The sequence below is a fragment of the Micromonospora sp. WMMD708 genome (assembly GCF_049315245.1).
In the GTDB taxonomy this organism is placed as follows: Bacteria; Actinomycetota; Actinomycetes; order Mycobacteriales; family Micromonosporaceae; genus Micromonospora; species Micromonospora wenchangensis.
Genome location: NZ_CP186060.1, coordinates 4,475,188 through 4,491,041 on the forward strand (window position 1 = coordinate 4,475,188; position 15,854 = coordinate 4,491,041).

At 72.8% G+C, this 15,854-nt stretch carries 17 protein-coding genes; 6 read left to right on the plus strand and 11 right to left on the minus strand.

The annotated features are described in order from the left end of the window. Positions 1 to 13: 13 nt before the first annotated feature. Together ACN260_RS19885 and ACN260_RS19890 are read left to right on the plus strand one after the other, a co-directional pair. On the plus strand, positions 14 to 877 hold the full coding sequence (locus tag ACN260_RS19885; protein ID WP_422752521.1) for an alpha/beta fold hydrolase: 864 nt from the start codon (positions 14 to 16) through the stop codon (positions 875 to 877). A gap of 133 nt (positions 878 to 1,010) precedes the next feature. Continuing rightward, complete coding sequence (locus ACN260_RS19890) at positions 1,011 to 1,634, plus strand: hypothetical protein (RefSeq protein ID WP_329008213.1); 624 nt, start codon at positions 1,011 to 1,013, stop codon at positions 1,632 to 1,634. 114 nt (positions 1,635 to 1,748) lie between these two features. Here the strand turns inward: ACN260_RS19890 and ACN260_RS19895 are convergent, their stop codons facing one another. Continuing rightward, the gene (locus tag ACN260_RS19895; RefSeq protein ID WP_422752522.1) at positions 1,749 to 2,645 is read right to left on the minus strand and encodes a DUF72 domain-containing protein; all 897 of its coding nucleotides are present in this window, start codon (positions 2,643 to 2,645) and stop codon (positions 1,749 to 1,751) included. Positions 2,646 to 2,802: 157 nt separating this feature from the next. Between ACN260_RS19895 and ACN260_RS19900 the strand changes: the two genes are divergently transcribed. Continuing rightward, a complete protein-coding gene (locus ACN260_RS19900) occupies positions 2,803 to 3,309 on the plus strand; it encodes a DinB family protein (protein WP_422752523.1) in 507 nt (168 codons plus the stop codon). Positions 3,310 to 3,320: 11 nt separating this feature from the next. Here the strand turns inward: ACN260_RS19900 and ACN260_RS19905 are convergent, their stop codons facing one another. Both ACN260_RS19905 and ACN260_RS19910 read right to left on the minus strand, forming a co-directional pair. Then, positions 3,321 to 4,367: a polyprenyl synthetase family protein gene (locus tag ACN260_RS19905; protein WP_422752524.1), complete on the minus strand. Its 1,047-nt coding sequence runs from the start codon at positions 4,365 to 4,367 to the stop codon at positions 3,321 to 3,323. Between the two features lie 4 nt (positions 4,368 to 4,371). Beyond that, entirely contained in the window at positions 4,372 to 4,833 is a 462-nt protein-coding gene (locus ACN260_RS19910; protein ID WP_422752525.1) for a hypothetical protein, read from the minus strand. Positions 4,834 to 5,017: 184 nt separating this feature from the next. Here ACN260_RS19910 and ACN260_RS19915 point away from each other — a divergent pair, with 184 nt between their 5' ends. Both ACN260_RS19915 and ACN260_RS19920 read left to right on the plus strand, forming a co-directional pair. Continuing rightward, positions 5,018 to 5,281: a hypothetical protein gene (locus ACN260_RS19915; RefSeq protein ID WP_422752526.1), complete on the plus strand. Its 264-nt coding sequence runs from the start codon at positions 5,018 to 5,020 to the stop codon at positions 5,279 to 5,281. A 53-nt stretch (positions 5,282 to 5,334) separates the two neighbouring features. Further along, positions 5,335 to 6,057 (plus strand): Pr6Pr family membrane protein, encoded by a 723-nt coding sequence (locus ACN260_RS19920; RefSeq protein WP_422752527.1) that lies wholly within the window; start codon positions 5,335 to 5,337, stop codon positions 6,055 to 6,057. Here ACN260_RS19920 and ACN260_RS19925 read toward each other — a convergent pair. The 4 genes from ACN260_RS19925 to ACN260_RS19940 all read right to left on the minus strand — a co-directional run bounded on the left by ACN260_RS19925 (position 6,019) and on the right by ACN260_RS19940 (position 9,557). Continuing rightward, positions 6,019 to 8,085 (minus strand): glycogen debranching N-terminal domain-containing protein, encoded by a 2,067-nt coding sequence (locus ACN260_RS19925; RefSeq protein ID WP_422752528.1) that lies wholly within the window; start codon positions 8,083 to 8,085, stop codon positions 6,019 to 6,021. The two genes, ACN260_RS19920 and ACN260_RS19925, sit on opposite strands and share 39 nt — an antisense overlap. Continuing rightward, on the minus strand, positions 8,082 to 8,459 hold the full coding sequence (locus tag ACN260_RS19930; RefSeq protein WP_422752529.1) for an SCP2 sterol-binding domain-containing protein: 378 nt from the start codon (positions 8,457 to 8,459) through the stop codon (positions 8,082 to 8,084). The genes ACN260_RS19925 and ACN260_RS19930 overlap by 4 nt, the downstream gene beginning before the upstream one ends. Positions 8,460 to 8,575: 116 nt before the next feature. Beyond that, positions 8,576 to 9,082: a mycothiol transferase gene (locus ACN260_RS19935; RefSeq protein ID WP_422752530.1), complete on the minus strand. Its 507-nt coding sequence runs from the start codon at positions 9,080 to 9,082 to the stop codon at positions 8,576 to 8,578. 103 nt (positions 9,083 to 9,185) lie between these two features. After that, on the minus strand, positions 9,186 to 9,557 hold the full coding sequence (locus ACN260_RS19940; RefSeq protein WP_422752531.1) for a VOC family protein: 372 nt from the start codon (positions 9,555 to 9,557) through the stop codon (positions 9,186 to 9,188). 263 nt (positions 9,558 to 9,820) lie between these two features. Here ACN260_RS19940 and ACN260_RS19945 point away from each other — a divergent pair, with 263 nt between their 5' ends. Next, positions 9,821 to 11,218 carry an acyl-CoA synthetase gene (locus ACN260_RS19945; protein WP_422756766.1) on the plus strand — a complete coding sequence of 466 codons (1,398 nt, stop codon included), beginning with the start codon at positions 9,821 to 9,823 and terminating at the stop codon, positions 11,216 to 11,218. A gap of 4 nt (positions 11,219 to 11,222) precedes the next feature. Here ACN260_RS19945 and ACN260_RS19950 read toward each other — a convergent pair whose 3' ends face one another. The 4 genes from ACN260_RS19950 to ACN260_RS19965 all read right to left on the minus strand — a co-directional run bounded on the left by ACN260_RS19950 (position 11,223) and on the right by ACN260_RS19965 (position 15,733). Beyond that, the gene (locus ACN260_RS19950; protein ID WP_422752532.1) at positions 11,223 to 12,062 is read right to left on the minus strand and encodes a metallophosphoesterase family protein; all 840 of its coding nucleotides are present in this window, start codon (positions 12,060 to 12,062) and stop codon (positions 11,223 to 11,225) included. A gap of 92 nt (positions 12,063 to 12,154) precedes the next feature. After that, positions 12,155 to 12,793 carry a 4'-phosphopantetheinyl transferase family protein gene (locus ACN260_RS19955; RefSeq protein ID WP_422752533.1) on the minus strand — a complete coding sequence of 213 codons (639 nt, stop codon included), beginning with the start codon at positions 12,791 to 12,793 and terminating at the stop codon, positions 12,155 to 12,157. Beyond that, positions 12,790 to 13,839, minus strand: coding sequence for a 2-oxoacid:ferredoxin oxidoreductase subunit beta (locus ACN260_RS19960; RefSeq protein WP_422752534.1), 1,050 nt, complete (start codon positions 13,837 to 13,839; stop codon positions 12,790 to 12,792). Before ACN260_RS19960 ends, ACN260_RS19955 begins: the two co-directional genes overlap by 4 nt. Next, a complete protein-coding gene (locus ACN260_RS19965) occupies positions 13,832 to 15,733 on the minus strand; it encodes a 2-oxoacid:acceptor oxidoreductase subunit alpha (protein WP_422752535.1) in 1,902 nt (633 codons plus the stop codon). Before ACN260_RS19965 ends, ACN260_RS19960 begins: the two co-directional genes overlap by 8 nt. Positions 15,734 to 15,854: the final 121 nt, after the last annotated feature.

The following is a 15,854-nucleotide window of genomic DNA, read 5'->3' on the forward strand; positions in this document are numbered from 1 at the left end:
GTAGGATGGGCCGGTGAGCGGGGAAGCGGAGTACACGCAGGAGTTCGTCGACGTCGACGGGGCCCGGATCGGCATCCAGGTCTATCCGGAGCCCACCGGCGTGCCCGCCGCGCCGCTGGTGCTGATCTGCCCGGCGATGGGGGTACGCGCCCGCTACTACCGCCCGTTCGCCGCCGCGCTGCGCGCCGCCGGCCTGGCCGTGGTCGTCGCCGACCTGCGCGGCACCGGGGCCAGCACACCCCCGCCGTCGCGGGCCTGCCGGTACGGCTACCGCGAGCTGGCCGCCGACGTCGGCGCGGTCCTCGACGCGCTCAAGCCTCAGCGGGACGGCCGGCCGACGCTGCTGCTCGGGCACTCCCTCGGCGGGCAGGCGGCCCTGCTGCACGTCGCCCTGCACGGCGTCGACCAGGTCGACGGGCTGGCCCTGCTCGCCGTCGGCATGCCGTACTGGCGCGGCTACCCGGGCCTGCGCCGGTACGGCGTGCTGCCGTACAGCCAGACGATCGCGGCGGTCGCCGGGACGCTCGGGGTCTGGCCGGGCTGGGGGTTCGGCGGCCGGCAGGCGCGCGGGGTGATCCGGGACTGGGCGCGCACGGCCCGCACCGGTCGCTTCCCCACCCTCGACGGGGTGGACGGCGACGCGGCCGTGGGCCGGCTGACCCTGCCGGTGCTCGCGGTCAGCGTCGACGACGACCAGTACACCCCGCATCCGATCGTCGACCACCTGTGCACCAAGCTCACCGCAGCGCCGGTCACCCGGCACCGGTACACGGCGGCCGAGGCGGGGGCCCCGCTGGACCACTTCCGCTGGGTCCGGGCCGGCCTGCCGCTGAGCCGGCGGGTGGCCGACTTCGCGGCCGGTCTGCCCCGCCGCTGACCCCGGTGTCCGGTCCGCCGTCCGCCCCGGTCCGGACCATCGGAGACCCCGCACCGAACCGCCGCCACCCGGGCGCGTAGCCCCCGTCGGGACGGGTATGCCGCTGCGCCCGAACACGGTGGAGGGGGATCAGATGTCGGAACGACACACCGCACTGCGCTCGATGCACGATCTCGGCCTGGCGGCCTGGTTCGGTGGCTCCCTGATGGGGGCGCTGGGCGTGAACGGAGCGGCGGCGCGGATCAGCGACTCGACCCAACGACTTCCGGTGGCCTCGGCCGGCTGGTCACGGTGGACGCCGGTCAACGCGGCGGCGATCGGCGCGCACCTGGCCGGGGCGGTGGGTGAGCTGGCCACCGAGAGCCCCCGGATGATGGCCCAGTCCGGGGTGGGCCGGATGAGCGCGGTGAAGACGGCGCTGACCGTCGGCGCGCTCGCCGTCACCGGGTACAGCCGGTTGGTGGGCATGAAGTTGCAGAACGCCGGCAACCCGCCGGTGTCGGGGACCACCGAGCCCAACTACCAGACGCCCGCCGAGGTGGCGCACCGGCAGCGGCAGATGAAGGTCCTCCAGTGGACCATTCCGGCGTTGACCGGGGCGTTGGTGGTGGTCACCGCGTACATGGGTGAGCAGCAGAAGCCGGGCCAGGTGTTCCGGGGGATGCTCGGGCGCGCCGGTGGGCTGATGGGCGCGCCGGTGACGATGGGCCGGCTGGCCGCGACGGGGGCCCGGCGGCGGATGGCGATGGCCGGCTGAGACGACGGGCCGGGACCGGCCGGTACGGGGATCGCCGTCAGCGTGGACGGCGGACCCCGTACCGGTGTGGTCAGCGGGCCCGTACGTGTGGTCGGTGGACCCGTACCGGCGCGGTCAGTGGCCGGCCGCCGCCGTCGTGGGGGCCACCCCGAGCAGTTCGGCCAGCCGGGCGGCGTCGCGCTGGGCCTGCCCCGCGCAGCAGTTGTTGAACAGCACGTGCAGCTCGCCGGACCGGTCGGCCAGGTCGGTGAGCAGGTCGGCCCAGCGGCGCAGTTCGTCGTCGGCGTAGGCGTACCGGAACCGGTCCTCCTTGCTGCCGTGTTCCCAGTGCGCGCTGTGGCCGTGCATCCGCACCAGCACCGGCTCGGCGGTACCGATCATGATCGGGGGCACCGAGGACGGGTGCCCCTGCGGCATGTCGACGCAGACCAGGCTGAGGTCGTGGTCGCGCAGGAAGGTAACCGTCTCGGCCGCCGCCGCACCGTCGAACCAGGACCCGTGGCGCAGCTCCACGGCGACCCGCCAGGGCCGGCACCGGTCGGCCAGTTCCGCGATCTGCCGCCGGGCGCCCTCCCCCCGCACCAGCCACGGTGGGAACTGCAACAGCACCGCGCCGAGCCGGTCGGCCGCCGCGAGCGGTGCCAGCGCCGCCCGGAACCGGGTCCACAACTCGTCGTACGTCGCCTCGGGCAGGTCCCGGCGGCGGACCCGGGACGGCCCGGTGGCCGGTCGCAGGTCCCTCGGCAGCACCTGCACCGGTGTCGGGTGTCCGGTGAAGAGGCTGAACGCCTTGACGTCGAAGGTGAAACCCGGCGGGGTGGCCGCCGCCCAGCCGCCGGTGGTCTCCGGCACCGGGATGGCGTAGTACGAGGTGTCCACCTCGACCAGCCCGAACCGCCCGGCGTACCAACCCAGCCGCTGGGCCGGGGTACGCACGGACCGGGGATACCAGCCGGCGCGCAGCAGCGTCTGATCCGCCCAGGACGACGTCCCCACCCTGATCGTTCCCATGTGGTCCAGTCCACCGCCCGGCGTCCGGATCGGCAACCGCAGGGGCGGACGCGGTCGGGTCCGTCCCGGCCGGGCACCCTGCGGTGTGGCGGGGCGGGAAGTGTCGGAGGGTGGCCCTAGCGTGACCTTCGACGACATCGACCACGGAGGGTGGCGGATGACCACTTCGGAGCGGGTACTCACCGGCGAGAAGGCCGACCTGTTGCAGTCCCTCGGCCAGCACCGCGGTTTCCTGCGGCACACCGTGCGCGGCCTGACCGACGAGCAGGCGGCGGCCCGCAGCACCGTCAGCGAGCTGTGCCTGGGCGGCCTGATCAAGCACGTGACCCTGGTGGAGCACCGGTGGGCGCGGTTCATGGCCGGCGGCGCCGAGGCGATGGAAAGTGAACCGGTCGACTGGGCCGGGATGTTCCGGATGACCGACGACGACACCCTGGCCGACCTGCTCGCCCGGTACGCCGGGACGGCGGCCCGCACCGACGAGCTGGTCGCCGGCCTCGACCTGGACACGGTCCACCCGTTGCCGGAGGCCCCCTGGTTCGAGCCGGGGGCGAGCTGGTCGGTGCGCCGGACGGTGCTGCACGTGATCGCCGAGACGGCCCAGCACAGCGGGCACGCCGACATCATCCGCGAGTCCATCGACGGCGCGAAGACGATGGGCTGAGCCCGACCGGTTCACCGTGAGCGGTCGACGACGTAACGGGTCAGACCGAGCAGGAACCGGCCGTCCTCGGTGCCGGCCCGGTCACCGAGGACGGTACGCCCCTCGGCCAGTGCCGCGTCGGCCAGTTCCCGGGCGCTGCGCCGGGCCACCTCCACACTGTCGTACGCCGCCAGCCGGCGGTGCAGCCAGCGCACGTCGGCCGCCGTCCGGTCGGCGCGGGGGGTGCCGAGGAAGACCACCGTCCGTTCCCGTTCCCCGGCGGTGCAGCGGGCGAGGAAGTCGATGAGGATCAGGGTGCGCTTGCCCTCCCAGAGGTCACCGGCGATCTCCTTGCCGTATGCGGCGTACTCCCCCACCAGGTTCAGCACGTCGTCGGTGATCTGGAAGGCCGCCCCGAGGTACCAGCCGTAGCGGTCCAGCCGGTCGGTGCGCAGCCGCCCGCCACCGGCCGCCAGCACCCCGGTCCGGCACGGGTAGATGCAGGTGTACCAGGACGTCTTCTTCAGGCACATCCGGTAGTAGTCGTCGGGGGTGAGATCGCAGACGTTGTCCCTGATCCAGCCGATCTCCATGGCCTGGCCCTCCAGCGAGTGGCGCAGCATCAGCCGGGTCTGTTCGACCAGTTGCCAGGCGGTGCCGGAGCCGAGGCCGTCCCGGTTGGCCAGCAACCGGTCCAGGGCGAGCAGGTTGGTCATGTTGCCGACGTTGAGCGCCACGCCGACGCCGTACGCGGCGGACAGGGTGGGTTCGCCCCGCCGCTGCTCGCTGCCGTCCTGGATGTCGTCGTGGATGAGGAAGGCGTTGTGGAACAACTCGACGGTGGTGGCCACGTTGACCGCCGCCTCGTCCGGCTCGCCGCCGTCCCCGGCGAGCCGGCACGCGGCCAGGCAGAGCGCCGCCCGCAGCCCCTTGCCGGAGCGGCGGGGGTAGTCGGCGACCAGGTCGTAGAGGTAGCGGGGGCCACCGGTGGGCAGTTGGGCCAGCAGGGTCGCCATGGTCCGCGCCCGGTAGCGGTCCAGCACCTCCTCGACCCGGTCGTCGAGGCCCGGAACGGTCATCGGCTCAGGACACCGTGGCGGGCCCGCCGTCGGCCGCCGGTACCCCGGCGTCCCGGTCGACACGGACCGGTCCGGTCGGTTCGTGGCCCTGGCCCGACACCCGGTCGATCAGCCCGTTGGCCAGTTCCGGGGTGAGCCGGGCCAGGTCGAGCAGGCTGTCCAGCACGTCGTGGGCGTCGGCGGCGTAGCGGCGGGTCAGCTCGCCCCGTTCACCGGTGACCGGCAGTTGGGCGACCACCATGTCGATCAGCGCGTGGGTGTCCCGGCGGACCCGTCCGGCCACCTCGTCGAACGCCGCCGGGTCGACCCGCCGGTCGGCGGTGAGTTTCTCCTGGAGCCGGCGGGCGCTGTCGATGCCGGCGGACAGCTCCTCCTGAAGCACCGATGCCGCACGGGTGACCGCGGCCGACATCTCGTCGCCGAGCTGATCGAAGCGTTCGTCACGGTGGGTGTCACGTTCGGGCATGGCCCAACCTCCCTCGATGCGACCTGTCCAGCGGATTTTTACACCAGCGCATACCGATCGGTCACGTACTGTAGGGATGCCGACCCGGTTTTCGTCCCCGCCGGCCGGCCTCGGGTGTGACCGGGGCCACGTCGGGACGCCTCGGCGTGACGTCCCACCCCGCGCCGACGCTGAGGGACACGAGATGACCCGATACCGCCTGGATCAGGAAACCGCCGAGCGGCTGCTCAGCGGGGCGGTCGACGGGTCGACCGGGGCGGTCCGGCCGCTGGTGACGCTGCTGAACGCGGTGCGTGCCGCCGTGGCCCGGGACGAACTGCCCGGGGAGTCGGCGGCGGTGTCGGCGTTCCGGGCCGCGAAGGCCGTTGCCGCACCGGGGACACCCGCGGACGGACCGGTGGACGAGGACGACCCCGAACCGACCCGCTCGGCGGGACCCGGTCGGTGACCGGCCGACCCACGGCCGGAGACCGGTGCCGCAGGGGCTGGTAGCTTGCGCCGATGACTCTGCGGCGTCGACGCCTGGCGGTGGCCTTCCGGCTGGCGATCGTGATCGGTGTGCTGGCCGGGATCGTGCTCACCGCCCTCGGCCCGGCCACCGTCACCGGGCTGCTGCCGTACTTCACCATCCAGAGCAACCTGGCGGTCGGGCTCTTCGCCGGCTACGCCGCCTGGCAGGCCGCGCGACGCCGACCCGAACCGCCGTCGGCGCTCAAGGGTGCGGTGACCCTCTACATCACCATCACCGGCGTGGTCTACCACCTGGTGCTGGCGAACCCGGCCAGCCCGTTCGCGATGACCCAGCCCGACCGGGCACCGGGCGAGGCGGTGGGTAACCAACTCCTGCACACCGTCGTGCCGCTGCTCGCCGTCGCCGACTGGACGCTGTTCGACCCACGCGGCCGGCTCCGCCCCCGGTACGCCCTCTGGTGGCTGGCGTTCCCGCTGGCGTACCTGGGGTTCGCCCTGGTCCGCGGGCTGATCGTGCACCGCTACCCGTACCCGTTCATCGACGCCGGACAGCTCGGCTACGACGGCGTCGCGGTCAGCGCGGTCTTCTTCGCCGTCGCCTTCTGGCTGCTCGGCCTGCTCTTCGTGGGCGTCGACCGGGCCCTGTCCCGGTGGGTCACCCACCCACCCGCCGACCCGGACGCCCCGGTGGAAGCGGCACCGCCGGCCGGGCGGTCAGCGCAGCCGGGGGCGATGCCCCGGGCGGACGGCTGACCGGTCCCGGCCGTACGCGTCGGCCCGGCCCCACCGGCCGGGCACGTCCAGCAGTTCGATCCGACCGAAACCGTCGGGCAGGGCCGGGTTCACCAGCAGGTTGTCCCCGCAGGGCCGCAGCCCGAGGAGGGTGCCGAGCAGCATCAGCAGGGCCCCGGCGGACCACGACTGCGGTCGGCCCGCCATCGGCAGTTGCACCGGGTAGCCGGTGACCGCACGAGGGTACCCGGCGATCACCTCCGGCACCGATCCCCCGACCAGGTCCGCCATCGCGAAGACGCCGTCGGCGACCCGGGCGGCCTCCTCGTCGTGGTGGTACCGCCGCAACCCGGCCGCGACGAGGGCGTTGTCCGACGGCCACACCGCCCCCAGGTGCGCGCCCACCGGGTTGTACGCCAACTGCCCGTCGGCGAACGTGCGGACCCCGAAGCCGGAGAAGAGCTGCGGCCCCACCAGGTGGGCGGCGAGGGCGGCGGACCGGTCCTCGGCGACGATCCCGCTCCACAGCAGGTGCCCGAGCTGGGACGTCAACGCCACCACCGGGGTGCCGTCCGGCTCCAGGGCCGACGCGTAGTGCTCCTGGCCGGGCAACCAGAAGTCCCGGTTGAACCGTTCCTTCAGCGCGGCGGCCTGCCGCTCCAGCAGGTCGGCGTACTCGGGTTCGCCCCAGAACTCCCGGGCCAGGCGGGCTCCGCGCCGCTTCGCGTCGTAGGCGTAGCCCTGGAGTTCGCAGGTGGCCCGCGGCCCGGCGGGAGCCCGACCGTCGGCGTCCACGATCGCGTCCGGCGAGTTGCGCCAGCCCTGGTTCACCAGCCCGTTGCGGGTGTTGCGCCGCTGGTAGCGCAGGTAGCCGTCGCCGGTGAGGTCGCCGTACCCGTCGATCCAGTCCAGCGCCATCCGGGCCGGGTGGCGCAGTTGCCGCACCAGCGCGGCGTCGCCGGACCAGCGCTCGTACTCGTCGAGCAGGATCACGAACAGCGGGGTGGTGTCGGCCGCGCCGTAGTACAGCCCGGTCGGCTGCTCGTCGAAGGCCGCCGACTCGCCGTACCGCAGCTCGCCGAGGATCTTGCCGGGTTCCTCCTCATGCTGGTCGTCGAGCCGACCCCCCTGGAGCAGGGCGAGCATGCGCAGCGTGTTCGGGGCCAGTTCAGGGGTGAACGGCAGGGTCATCAGGCAGGTGACCAGGGCGTCCCGGCCGTAGAGCGCCATCGCCCAGGGCAGACCCCCCACCGGCACCCGCCCCGAGTACGCCAGCGGGACGTAGCGCAGCGCGGCCAGGTCGGTCAGCGCCCGCCCGTACGTCGCCGGCAGCCGTTCCCGCTCGCTGATCAGCTGCGGCGCCCGGTCGAGCCAGTCGACCAGGTCGTGCCGCATGTCGTGGCGTACCCGCAGCCGGTGCGACTCCAGGCTCTCCCGCAGGTCGTGCCCGCCCTCGCCCCGGATGGACATGCCGACGTGCAGGTCGGTGGTCCACGTCCCGTGCGCCGGCACGGTGATCCGGTAGGTGAAGCCCCCCTCGTCGACGTCGGCGGGGGCGGTGCTGGAGACCGTCGCCTCCCGGGTGAACCGCTCCCGGTCGTAGCACAGCCGCAGCACCGCGTCGGACGGGGAGGCGACCGTGGTGACCCGCCGGGGCGTCGGGCTGCGGATCTCCGAGGTGTCGGCGAAGTCCGAGCCGACCTCCATCCGCACCACGAAATCGGCCGGCTCGGCGGAGTGGTTGAGCACGGTGAGCTGCTCGGTGAAGCTGTCGTCGATGGACCGGTGCCGGATCACCGACACGTCCGCGTCGACGTAGTGGCTGGCCGTGCCGGGGACCAGGAAGAACCGGGTCTCGAAGTAGGTCATGTCGTCGCGGGACAGGGCGTGCAGCCGCTGCCCGTCGACGGTGAGCACCCAACGGGACAGGAAACGGGTGTCGAAGGAGAACAACCCCACCGGCGCCCTCGGGTCCACCTCCATGTCGCCGTGCGCGTCGCTGACGGCGAAGGCGTTGCCGGCGATGACGTGGACCCGTTCCTCCCTCACCGGTGGCCGTCCCGTTCCCGGGCGACCTCCCGCGGGTGCCGGGCGTCGGACGGGCCGGGGAAGATCCGCCGCAGCATCATCAGCAGCCGCATGTTGCCCCGCACCGACAGGTCGTTGCGCAGCAGCGCGGTGGCGAGGTGGGTCCGGCCCGACGCCAACCGGTCGAAGACCTCCCGGTCGGCGCGGACGACCAGGTCGGCGTCGTCGGCGGAGCGGGTGACCTCGACGCGCTGGTCGCGGATGGTGAGCCGCCAGTGCGCGGTGTGCCCGTCCTCGGCGGCGTCCAGGCGCAGCGTGCCGCTGGTGGTCTCCGGCAGGTCGGGCCGCCGGCCCCCGTCCCACCGGTCCAGGAACTCCGCCACCGACGTCCCCACGGCTGCCCTCCCCCACGGCGTGTCACCTGCCTGGTCAGCGTGCCGGTCGAGGGGGTGAGGCCGGCTCACCCGGACCGGACGAGATCGGGGACGCAGGCGGGACCGGTCGCGGACGGTCAGGACCGCAGCAGGCCCCGCAGGTAGGCGGCCTGGCCGACGTGCTGGAGGTCGTCGGCGGCGACGCTGACCAGCCGGACCCCGAGGGTCACCGGCGGGTCCCAGCTCTCGTCGACCACCCGGTCCAGGTCCGCCGGACGCAACCCGGCCAGGTACGCCCGGGTCCGCTCCGCCACCGCCCGGTGGTAGTCGACGAGTGCCTGCGCGCTGTCCGGCCGGACCGCGGCGACCTGCTCCGGGGTGTGGCCGTAGCCGGTGTCGGCCGGGTCGGCGGGGAGCCCGAACCGGCCCGCCCGGTCACCGGCGACCCACACCTGGTCGACCCCGAGCAGGTCGGCGACCTGCTGGTCCTGGATCCGGGTGAGGTGCCAGACCAGCCAGCCGACCGGGTTGGCACCCGGACCGGGCCGCCGGCACAACTCCTCGGGGCTGAGCCCGTCCACGGCCGCGTCCACCAGGTCGGGCAGTCGGTCGTAGATTCCGGTCAGCAGGTCGTCGACGTTCACCGGGGCCTCCTCATAGCGGCGTACCCGATCGGGATACCGCAGCCGGAGCCCGACAAACCGCCGTGCCGGGGTGATCCGGTGACCCGCGCGGGCGTGCCCGGGGTCAGCGCGGCGGTTCGGGACGGGTGATGGTCCAACTGCCGCCGTGCCGGTCGCGCAGCAGCACCTCGCGTGGCGTGCCGTTGGCGGCGCTGACCTGCGCGCCGGCCGCGCGGGCGCGGCGCAGCACCGCGTCGGCGTCGGCGGCGGTGACGGTGAGCACCGGCAGCCCGCCTGCGGCCCCGGGCGGGTCGGTCCACTCGCTGACCGTGAACCGGTGACCGTCGACGACGAGGTCGGCGGCGAGCACCCGCCCGTCGGGGAGGCACTCCTGGCGGTACGGGACCGCACCGAAGACCCGGGTGTAGAACGCGATGGCGTCGGACGCGTCGGTGACCGTGAGGTGCGGCGCGGCTGGTGGATGCTCGGATGTCATGACGTCGGTGCCACCTTCCCGGTCGACCGGTGACGGAACCGTCGGAGTCGACGGTAGGCGGGCCGGCCGCCGCACCGGCACCCTTACCCGACCCCTGAACCGTCCCGACGGCAGGTCGTGGCCGCCGCGCCGGGACCCCGGTGGCGGAGCGTGGTGGGGGGTGGTGGGGGGCCGGTCGCCGCACTAGCGTCGGCGGCACGGGGCCGCACCGTGCCCCCGGGTGATCGACCGGAGGGGCGTGGACCGTGTCGCTGCTGGCCGCGATGTCATCGTCGGTGGACGACCGTCCGGATCTGCTCCGGGTGGGTGACGTGTGCCTGTCCCGGTCCCGGCTGCTCGGCCTGGCCACCGCCGTCGCCGACGACCTGCGTGGCCTGGACCGGGTCGCGGTCGTGACCACGCCGACGATCGAGACCGTGGTGGGGGTGGTGGGCGCGCTGCTGGCGGGTACGGCGGTGGTGCCCGTGCCGCCGGATGCCGGGCCCCGGGAGCGGGAGCACATCCTGCGCGATTCGGCGGTCGGGGCCCTGCTCGCGCCGGCGGGTCCGGCCCCGGACGCCTCCCCGCCGGCGGACGGGTTGCCGGTCGTCCCGGTCGACCTGCGCCGGGTGTCGGCGACCACGCATCCGGAGCCCGGACCGGAGCGGACCGCCCTGATCCTCTACACCAGCGGCACCACCGGCGCGCCCAAGGGGGCGCTGCTGTCCCGGGGGGCGATCGCCACCTGCCTGGACGGGTTGGCCGAGGCGTGGGCGTGGACGCCGGACGACCTGCTGGTGCACGGCCTGCCGTTGTTCCACGTGCACGGGCTGGTGCTGGGGGTGCTCGGCCCGTTGCGGGTCGGGGGCCGGCTGCACCACGTCGGCCGGCCGCAGCCCGAGCGGTACGCGGCGGCCGGCGGGACGCTCTATTTCGGCGTACCGACGATCTGGTCGCGGATCGCCGCCGCGCCGGCCTCCGCGCGGGCCCTGCGCGGCGCGCGGCTGCTGGTGTCGGGCAGCGCGGCGCTGCCCACGACGGTCTTCGACGATCTCACCGGGTTGACCGGGCACCGGGTCGTCGAGCGGTACGGCATGACGGAGACCCTGATCACGGTGAGCGCCCGCGCCGACGGCCCGCGCCGGCCGGGCGCGGTCGGGGTGCCGCTGCCCGGGGTACGCACCCGGATCGTCGACGAGCAGGGCCGGGACCTGCCCACCGACGGGGCTGCGATGGGCGAGCTGCTGGTCACCGGCCCTACCCTGTTCGACGGCTACCTGAACCGGCCGGACGCCGACGCGGCGAGCCGTACCGCCGACGGCTGGTTCCGCACCGGGGACGTCGCCACCATCGGCCCGGACGGCTGGCACCGGATCGTCGGCCGGGCGAGCACCGACCTGATCAAGAGCGGCGGGTACCGGATCGGGGCGGGTGAGGTGGAGGAGGCGCTGCTGGCCCACCCGGCGGTGCGCGAGGCGGCCGTGGTGGGCCTGCCGCACCCGGACCTGGGGCAGCAGGTCACCGCGTACGTGGTCGGTGACGGGGTGACCGGGCCGGAGCTGGTGGACTTCGTCGCCCGGCACCTGTCGGTGCACAAGCGGCCCCGGGAGGTCCGGCTGGTCGACGCCCTGCCCCGCAACGCGCTGGGCAAGGTGCAGAAGAAGCGCCTCGTCGAGGGGTGAGCCGTCAGACCTGCACGGGCGTCGGCTGCACCCGCCGCAGCCACGAGTCGGGGCGGGGGCGGGTCCGCCACTCCCGGGGGTAGCCGACGGAGACCTCCTCGAACCGCACCCCGTCGTGCCAGGTCACCCGGGGGATGTGCAGGTGCCCGTAGATCACCGCGGTGGCGTGGAAGCGGCGGTGCCAGTCGGCGGTGAGTTCGGTGCCGCACCACTGGGCGAACTCGGGGTAGCGCAGGATGTCGGTGGGCATCCGGACCAGCGGGTAGTGGTTGACCAGGATCTTCGGCACCGCCGGGTCGCTGGCGGCGAGCCGGGTCTCGGTCAGCGCCACCCTGGCCCGGCACCAGGCGTCCCGGCTCGGGTGCGGGTCGGGGTGCAGGAAGACCTCGTCGGCGCAGACCACCCCGGCGGCGTGGGCGCGGGCCAGGGCCTGTTCCTTGCTGGTGACGCCCGGCTCGCGGAACGAGTAGTCGTAGCCGACGAACAGCGGCGCGACCAGCAGGGGGCCGCCGGGCCCGGTCCAGAGCGGGTAGTCGTCCTCGGGGGTGGCCACCCCCAGGTCCCGGCACTGCCGCACGATGGCCTGGTAGCGGGCCTCGCCGCGCAGCCGGACCGGGTCCTGCGAGTGGGTCCACAGCTCGTGGTTGCCGGGCGCCCAGATCACCTTGGCGAACCGCTCGGCGAGCAGCGTCAGCGCCCAGGTGACGTCGGCGAACAGTTCGGCGACGTCACCGGCGACGATCAGCCAGTCGCCGGCCGCGCGGGGCCACAGGCTCTCCACGATCTTCCGGTTCTCCGGGTACGCCACGTGCAGGTCGCTGACGGCGTAGATGCCGGCGTTCATCGGGTGTGGTCCCCTCGTTCGTCCGGTGCGCACGGCGGGGTGCGGCTCCGGGTCGGCTGGTGCGGTCCGGCTCGGCTGGTGCGGTCCGGCTCTCAGTGCGGTACGGCGACCACGGTCAGGGTCAGCCCGGCGTCGTGCAGGTAGCGTCCGTCGAAGTCCCGACTGCGGCCGGGGACGAGGACGCGGCCGGTGAAGGTGCGTCCGGCCGGGTGCAGGACGATCCGGGCCTCGTCGAAGCCGAGGAAGATCCCGGTGATCGGGAACCATGCCTTGTAGAGGGACTCCTTGGCGCTGAACAGCAGCCGGTCCCAGTGCGGTCCGGGGGCGTCGGTGGTCAGCCGGTCCACCATGGCGCGTTCCTCGGGCAGGGCGATCGCGTCGAGCACACCGTCGGGCAGTGCCTCGTCGGGTTCGGCGTCGATGCCGATGGAGCGGACCTCCGCCGCGCGGGCGACCACGGCGGCCCGGTAGCCGGCGCAGTGGGTGAGGCTGCCGACCACACCGGACGGCCAGACGGGTGCCCCGCGGTCGCCGGTGAGCACCGGGGCGGGCGGTACGCCGAGGGCGCGCAGGGCCCGGCGGGCGCAGGTACGGGCGGTGGTGAACTCCCGTAGCCGCTTCTCGACGGCGCGGGCCACCAGCGCGGCCTCCTCGGGGTGCAGCGGCTCGGTGTCGGTGTCGTCGAACGCCTCGACGGCGACGACGCCCGGTGGCGTGATCCGGTCGATCATGCGTCGGCCAGCGGCCGGATGGTCCAGGTGTCGCCGGTGTGGAGGAGTTTGGTGAGTTGTTGTTCGGGGGTGTCGGTGGTGGTGTTTTTGGCGGTGGTGATTTGGTGTTGGACGGTGGTGTCGTAGGTGGGGCGTTGGGTTTGGCGGAGGATGCCGATGGGGGTGTTGCGGTGGTCGGGTTGGGGGAGGCGGGTGAGGGCGAAGGCGTAGGCGGGGTCGGTGATGGTGGTGTCGTGGGTGATGATGTCTTCGGGTGGGGTGGTGGCGGTGTCGCGGATGGCGAGGCCGAAGCTGTGGGGTGGGTGGACGATGCAGTGTTGCCTGTCTCGGCCGAAGGTGATGGGTTGGCCGTGTTCGAGGCGGATGAGGTAGTCGTCGCGGGTGTCGGGTTGTTTGAGTGGGTCGAAGGCGCCGTCGTTGAAGATGTTGCAGTTTTGGTAGATCTCGACGAAGGCGGTGCCGTGGTGTTCGGCGGCGGCGCGGAGGACGGTTTGGAGGTGTTTGCGGTCGGAGTCGATGGTGCGGGCGACGAAGGTGGCTTCGGCGCCTAGGGCCAACGACAGCGGGTTGAAGGGGGCGTCGGCGGATCCGGCGGGGGTGGATTTGGTGATTTTGCCGGTTTCGCTGGTGGGGGAGTACTGGCCTTTGGTGAGGCCGTAGATGCGGTTGTTGAACAGCAGGATTTTCAGGTTGACGTTGCGGCGTAGGGCGTGGATGAGGTGGTTACCGCCGATGGACAGGGCGTCGCCGTCGCCGGTGACGACCCAGACGGACAGGTCGGGGCGGGTGACGGCGAGGCCGGTGGCGATGGCGGGGGCGCGGCCGTGGATGGAGTGCATCCCGTAGGTGTTCATGTAGTAGGGGAAGCGGGATGAGCAGCCGATGCCGGAGATGAAGACGGTGTTCTCGCGGGCGATGTTCAACTCGGGCATGAATTGTTGGACGGCGGCGAGGATGGCGTAGTCGCCGCAGCCGGGGCACCAGCGGACTTCCTGGTCGGATTTGAAGTCTTTGCCGGTGAGTTTGAGGGCGACGGGTTCAGGCATTTTTGCAGACCTCTTCCAGCATCGTCTCGAGTTCGGCGGCGGTGAAGGGTAGGCCGCGGACCTGGTTGTAGGTGATCGCGTCGATGAGGTATCGGGCGCGGATGACCTGGGCGAGTTGGCCGAGGTTCATCTCGGGGATGACGACGCGGTCGTAGGCGGTCAGGACGTCGCCGAGGTTGCCGGGCAGGGGGTTGAGGTGGCGTAGGTGGGCCTGGGCGATGGGGTGGCCGCGGTGGCGCAGGGTGCGGCAGGCGGCGCCGATCGGGCCGTAGGTGGAGCCCCAGCCGAGTACGAGGGTGCGGGCGGTGCCGTCGGGGTCGTCGACGTCGAGGTCGGGCACGGTGATGGCTTCGATGCGGGCGGCGCGGGTGCGGACCATGTAGTCGTGGTTGGCCGGGTCGTAGGAGATGTCGCCGGTCTTGTCGGCTTTCTCCAGGCCGCCGATGCGGTGTTGCAGGCCGGGGGTGCCGGGCACGGCCCAGGGGCGGGCCAGGGTGTCCGGGTCGCGTAGGTAGGGCAGGAACGTGACGCCGTCGTCGCCGTTGGGGGCGGTGGTGAAGTCCACGCGCAGGTCGGGCAGATCATCGACGGCGGGCAGCAGCCACGGTTCGGAGCCGTTGGCGACGTAGTTGTCCGACAGCAGGATCACCGGGGTGCGGTAGGTCAGGGCGATGCGGGCGGCCTCGAGGGCGGCGTGGAAACAGTCCGACGGTGACTTCGCGGCGATCACCGCCACGGGTGCCTCACCGTGGCGGCCGTGCAGGGCCATGTTCAGGTCCGCCTGCTCGGTTTTCGTGGGTAGGCCGGTGGACGGGCCGGCGCGTTGCACGTCCACGATGACCAGCGGCAACTCCAGGGCGACGGCCAGGGAGATCGTCTCGGATTTCAGGGCAACACCGGGGCCGCTGGTCGTGGTCACTCCCAGGGCGCCGCCGTAGGAGGCGCCCAGGGCGGCGCCGACCGCGGCGATCTCGTCCTCGGCCTGCATCGTGACCACACCGAGTTTCTTGTGTTTCGACAACTCGTGCAGGATGTCCGACGCCGGGGTGATCGGATACGCCCCCAGGAACACCGGCAACCCGGACCGCACCCCGGCGGCGACCAGGCCCAACGACAGGGCGGCGTTACCGGTGATGTTGCGGTACGTGCCCGGCAGCATCTTCGCCGGTTTCACCTCGTACCGCACCGAGAAACTGTCGGTGGTCTCGCCGTAGTTCCAACCCGCCTTGAACGCCGCGATGTTCGCCGCGACCAGATCCGGCCGCCTGGCGAACTTCCGCTCCAGAAACCGCAGCGTCGAGGTGTACGGGCGGGAGTACATCCACGACAACAACCCCAACGCGAACATGTTCTTCGCCCGCTCGGCGTCCTTCTTCGACACCGACAACTCCGCCAACGCCCCGACGGTCATCGACGTCAACGCCACCGGATGCACCACGAACCCCTCCAGCGACCCGTCCTCCAACGGCGACACCGCGTAACCCACCTTGACCAGATTCCGGCGCGTGAACTCATCGGTGTTCACGATGATGTCCGCACCCCGACGCAGATCCGCCAGGTTCGCCTTCAACGCCGCCGGATTCATCGCGACCAACACGTTCGGCGCGTCCCCCGGCGTCAAAATATCGTAATCCGCGAAATGCACCTGGAAACTCGACACCCCCGGCAGAGTCCCCGCAGGCGCCCGAATCTCCGCCGGGAAATTCGGCAACGTCGAAATATCATTACCCAACTGCGCCGTCTCCGAGGTGAACCTGTCCCCCGTCAACTGCATCCCGTCACCCGAGTCACCAGCAAACCGGATCACCACCCGGTCCAACTGACGCACCTCGGTCCTGCCGGGCGTCCCGCCGTCCGCCGCCGGCGCATCGTCGTACCGGGTGGTGGAGGTCATGGGCGATCACGTCCCTCTCTGCTGCGCGACCCGCACCACGACGGTGCGTTGCCGGCGAACGGGCGGGCCGACACCCGGCCCCGGCGGTACCAGCGCAGCCATCGGCCGGCGCGGTACGGCG

What these genes read in the sequence shown, in the direction of transcription:
- ACN260_RS19890 (WP_329008213.1), top strand. Translation starts at nt 1,011, where the DNA reads ATGTCGGAACGACACACCGCACTGCGCTCGATGCACGATCTCGGCCTG.
- ACN260_RS19895 (WP_422752522.1), bottom strand. Translation starts at nt 2,645, where the DNA reads ATGGGAACGATCAGGGTGGGGACGTCGTCCTGGGCGGATCAGACGCTG.
- ACN260_RS19900 (WP_422752523.1), top strand. Translation starts at nt 2,803, where the DNA reads ATGACCACTTCGGAGCGGGTACTCACCGGCGAGAAGGCCGACCTGTTG.
- ACN260_RS19905 (WP_422752524.1), bottom strand. Translation starts at nt 4,367, where the DNA reads ATGACCGTTCCGGGCCTCGACGACCGGGTCGAGGAGGTGCTGGACCGC.
- ACN260_RS19910 (WP_422752525.1), bottom strand. Translation starts at nt 4,833, where the DNA reads ATGCCCGAACGTGACACCCACCGTGACGAACGCTTCGATCAGCTCGGC.
- ACN260_RS19915 (WP_422752526.1), top strand. Translation starts at nt 5,018, where the DNA reads ATGACCCGATACCGCCTGGATCAGGAAACCGCCGAGCGGCTGCTCAGC.
- ACN260_RS19920 (WP_422752527.1), top strand. Translation starts at nt 5,335, where the DNA reads ATGACTCTGCGGCGTCGACGCCTGGCGGTGGCCTTCCGGCTGGCGATC.
- ACN260_RS19940 (WP_422752531.1), bottom strand. Translation starts at nt 9,557, where the DNA reads ATGACATCCGAGCATCCACCAGCCGCGCCGCACCTCACGGTCACCGAC.
- ACN260_RS19945 (WP_422756766.1), top strand. Translation starts at nt 9,821, where the DNA reads ATGTCATCGTCGGTGGACGACCGTCCGGATCTGCTCCGGGTGGGTGAC.
- ACN260_RS19950 (WP_422752532.1), bottom strand. Translation starts at nt 12,062, where the DNA reads ATGAACGCCGGCATCTACGCCGTCAGCGACCTGCACGTGGCGTACCCG.
- ACN260_RS19955 (WP_422752533.1), bottom strand. Translation starts at nt 12,793, where the DNA reads ATGATCGACCGGATCACGCCACCGGGCGTCGTCGCCGTCGAGGCGTTC.
- ACN260_RS19960 (WP_422752534.1), bottom strand. Translation starts at nt 13,839, where the DNA reads ATGCCTGAACCCGTCGCCCTCAAACTCACCGGCAAAGACTTCAAATCC.
- ACN260_RS19965 (WP_422752535.1), bottom strand. Translation starts at nt 15,733, where the DNA reads ATGACCTCCACCACCCGGTACGACGATGCGCCGGCGGCGGACGGCGGG.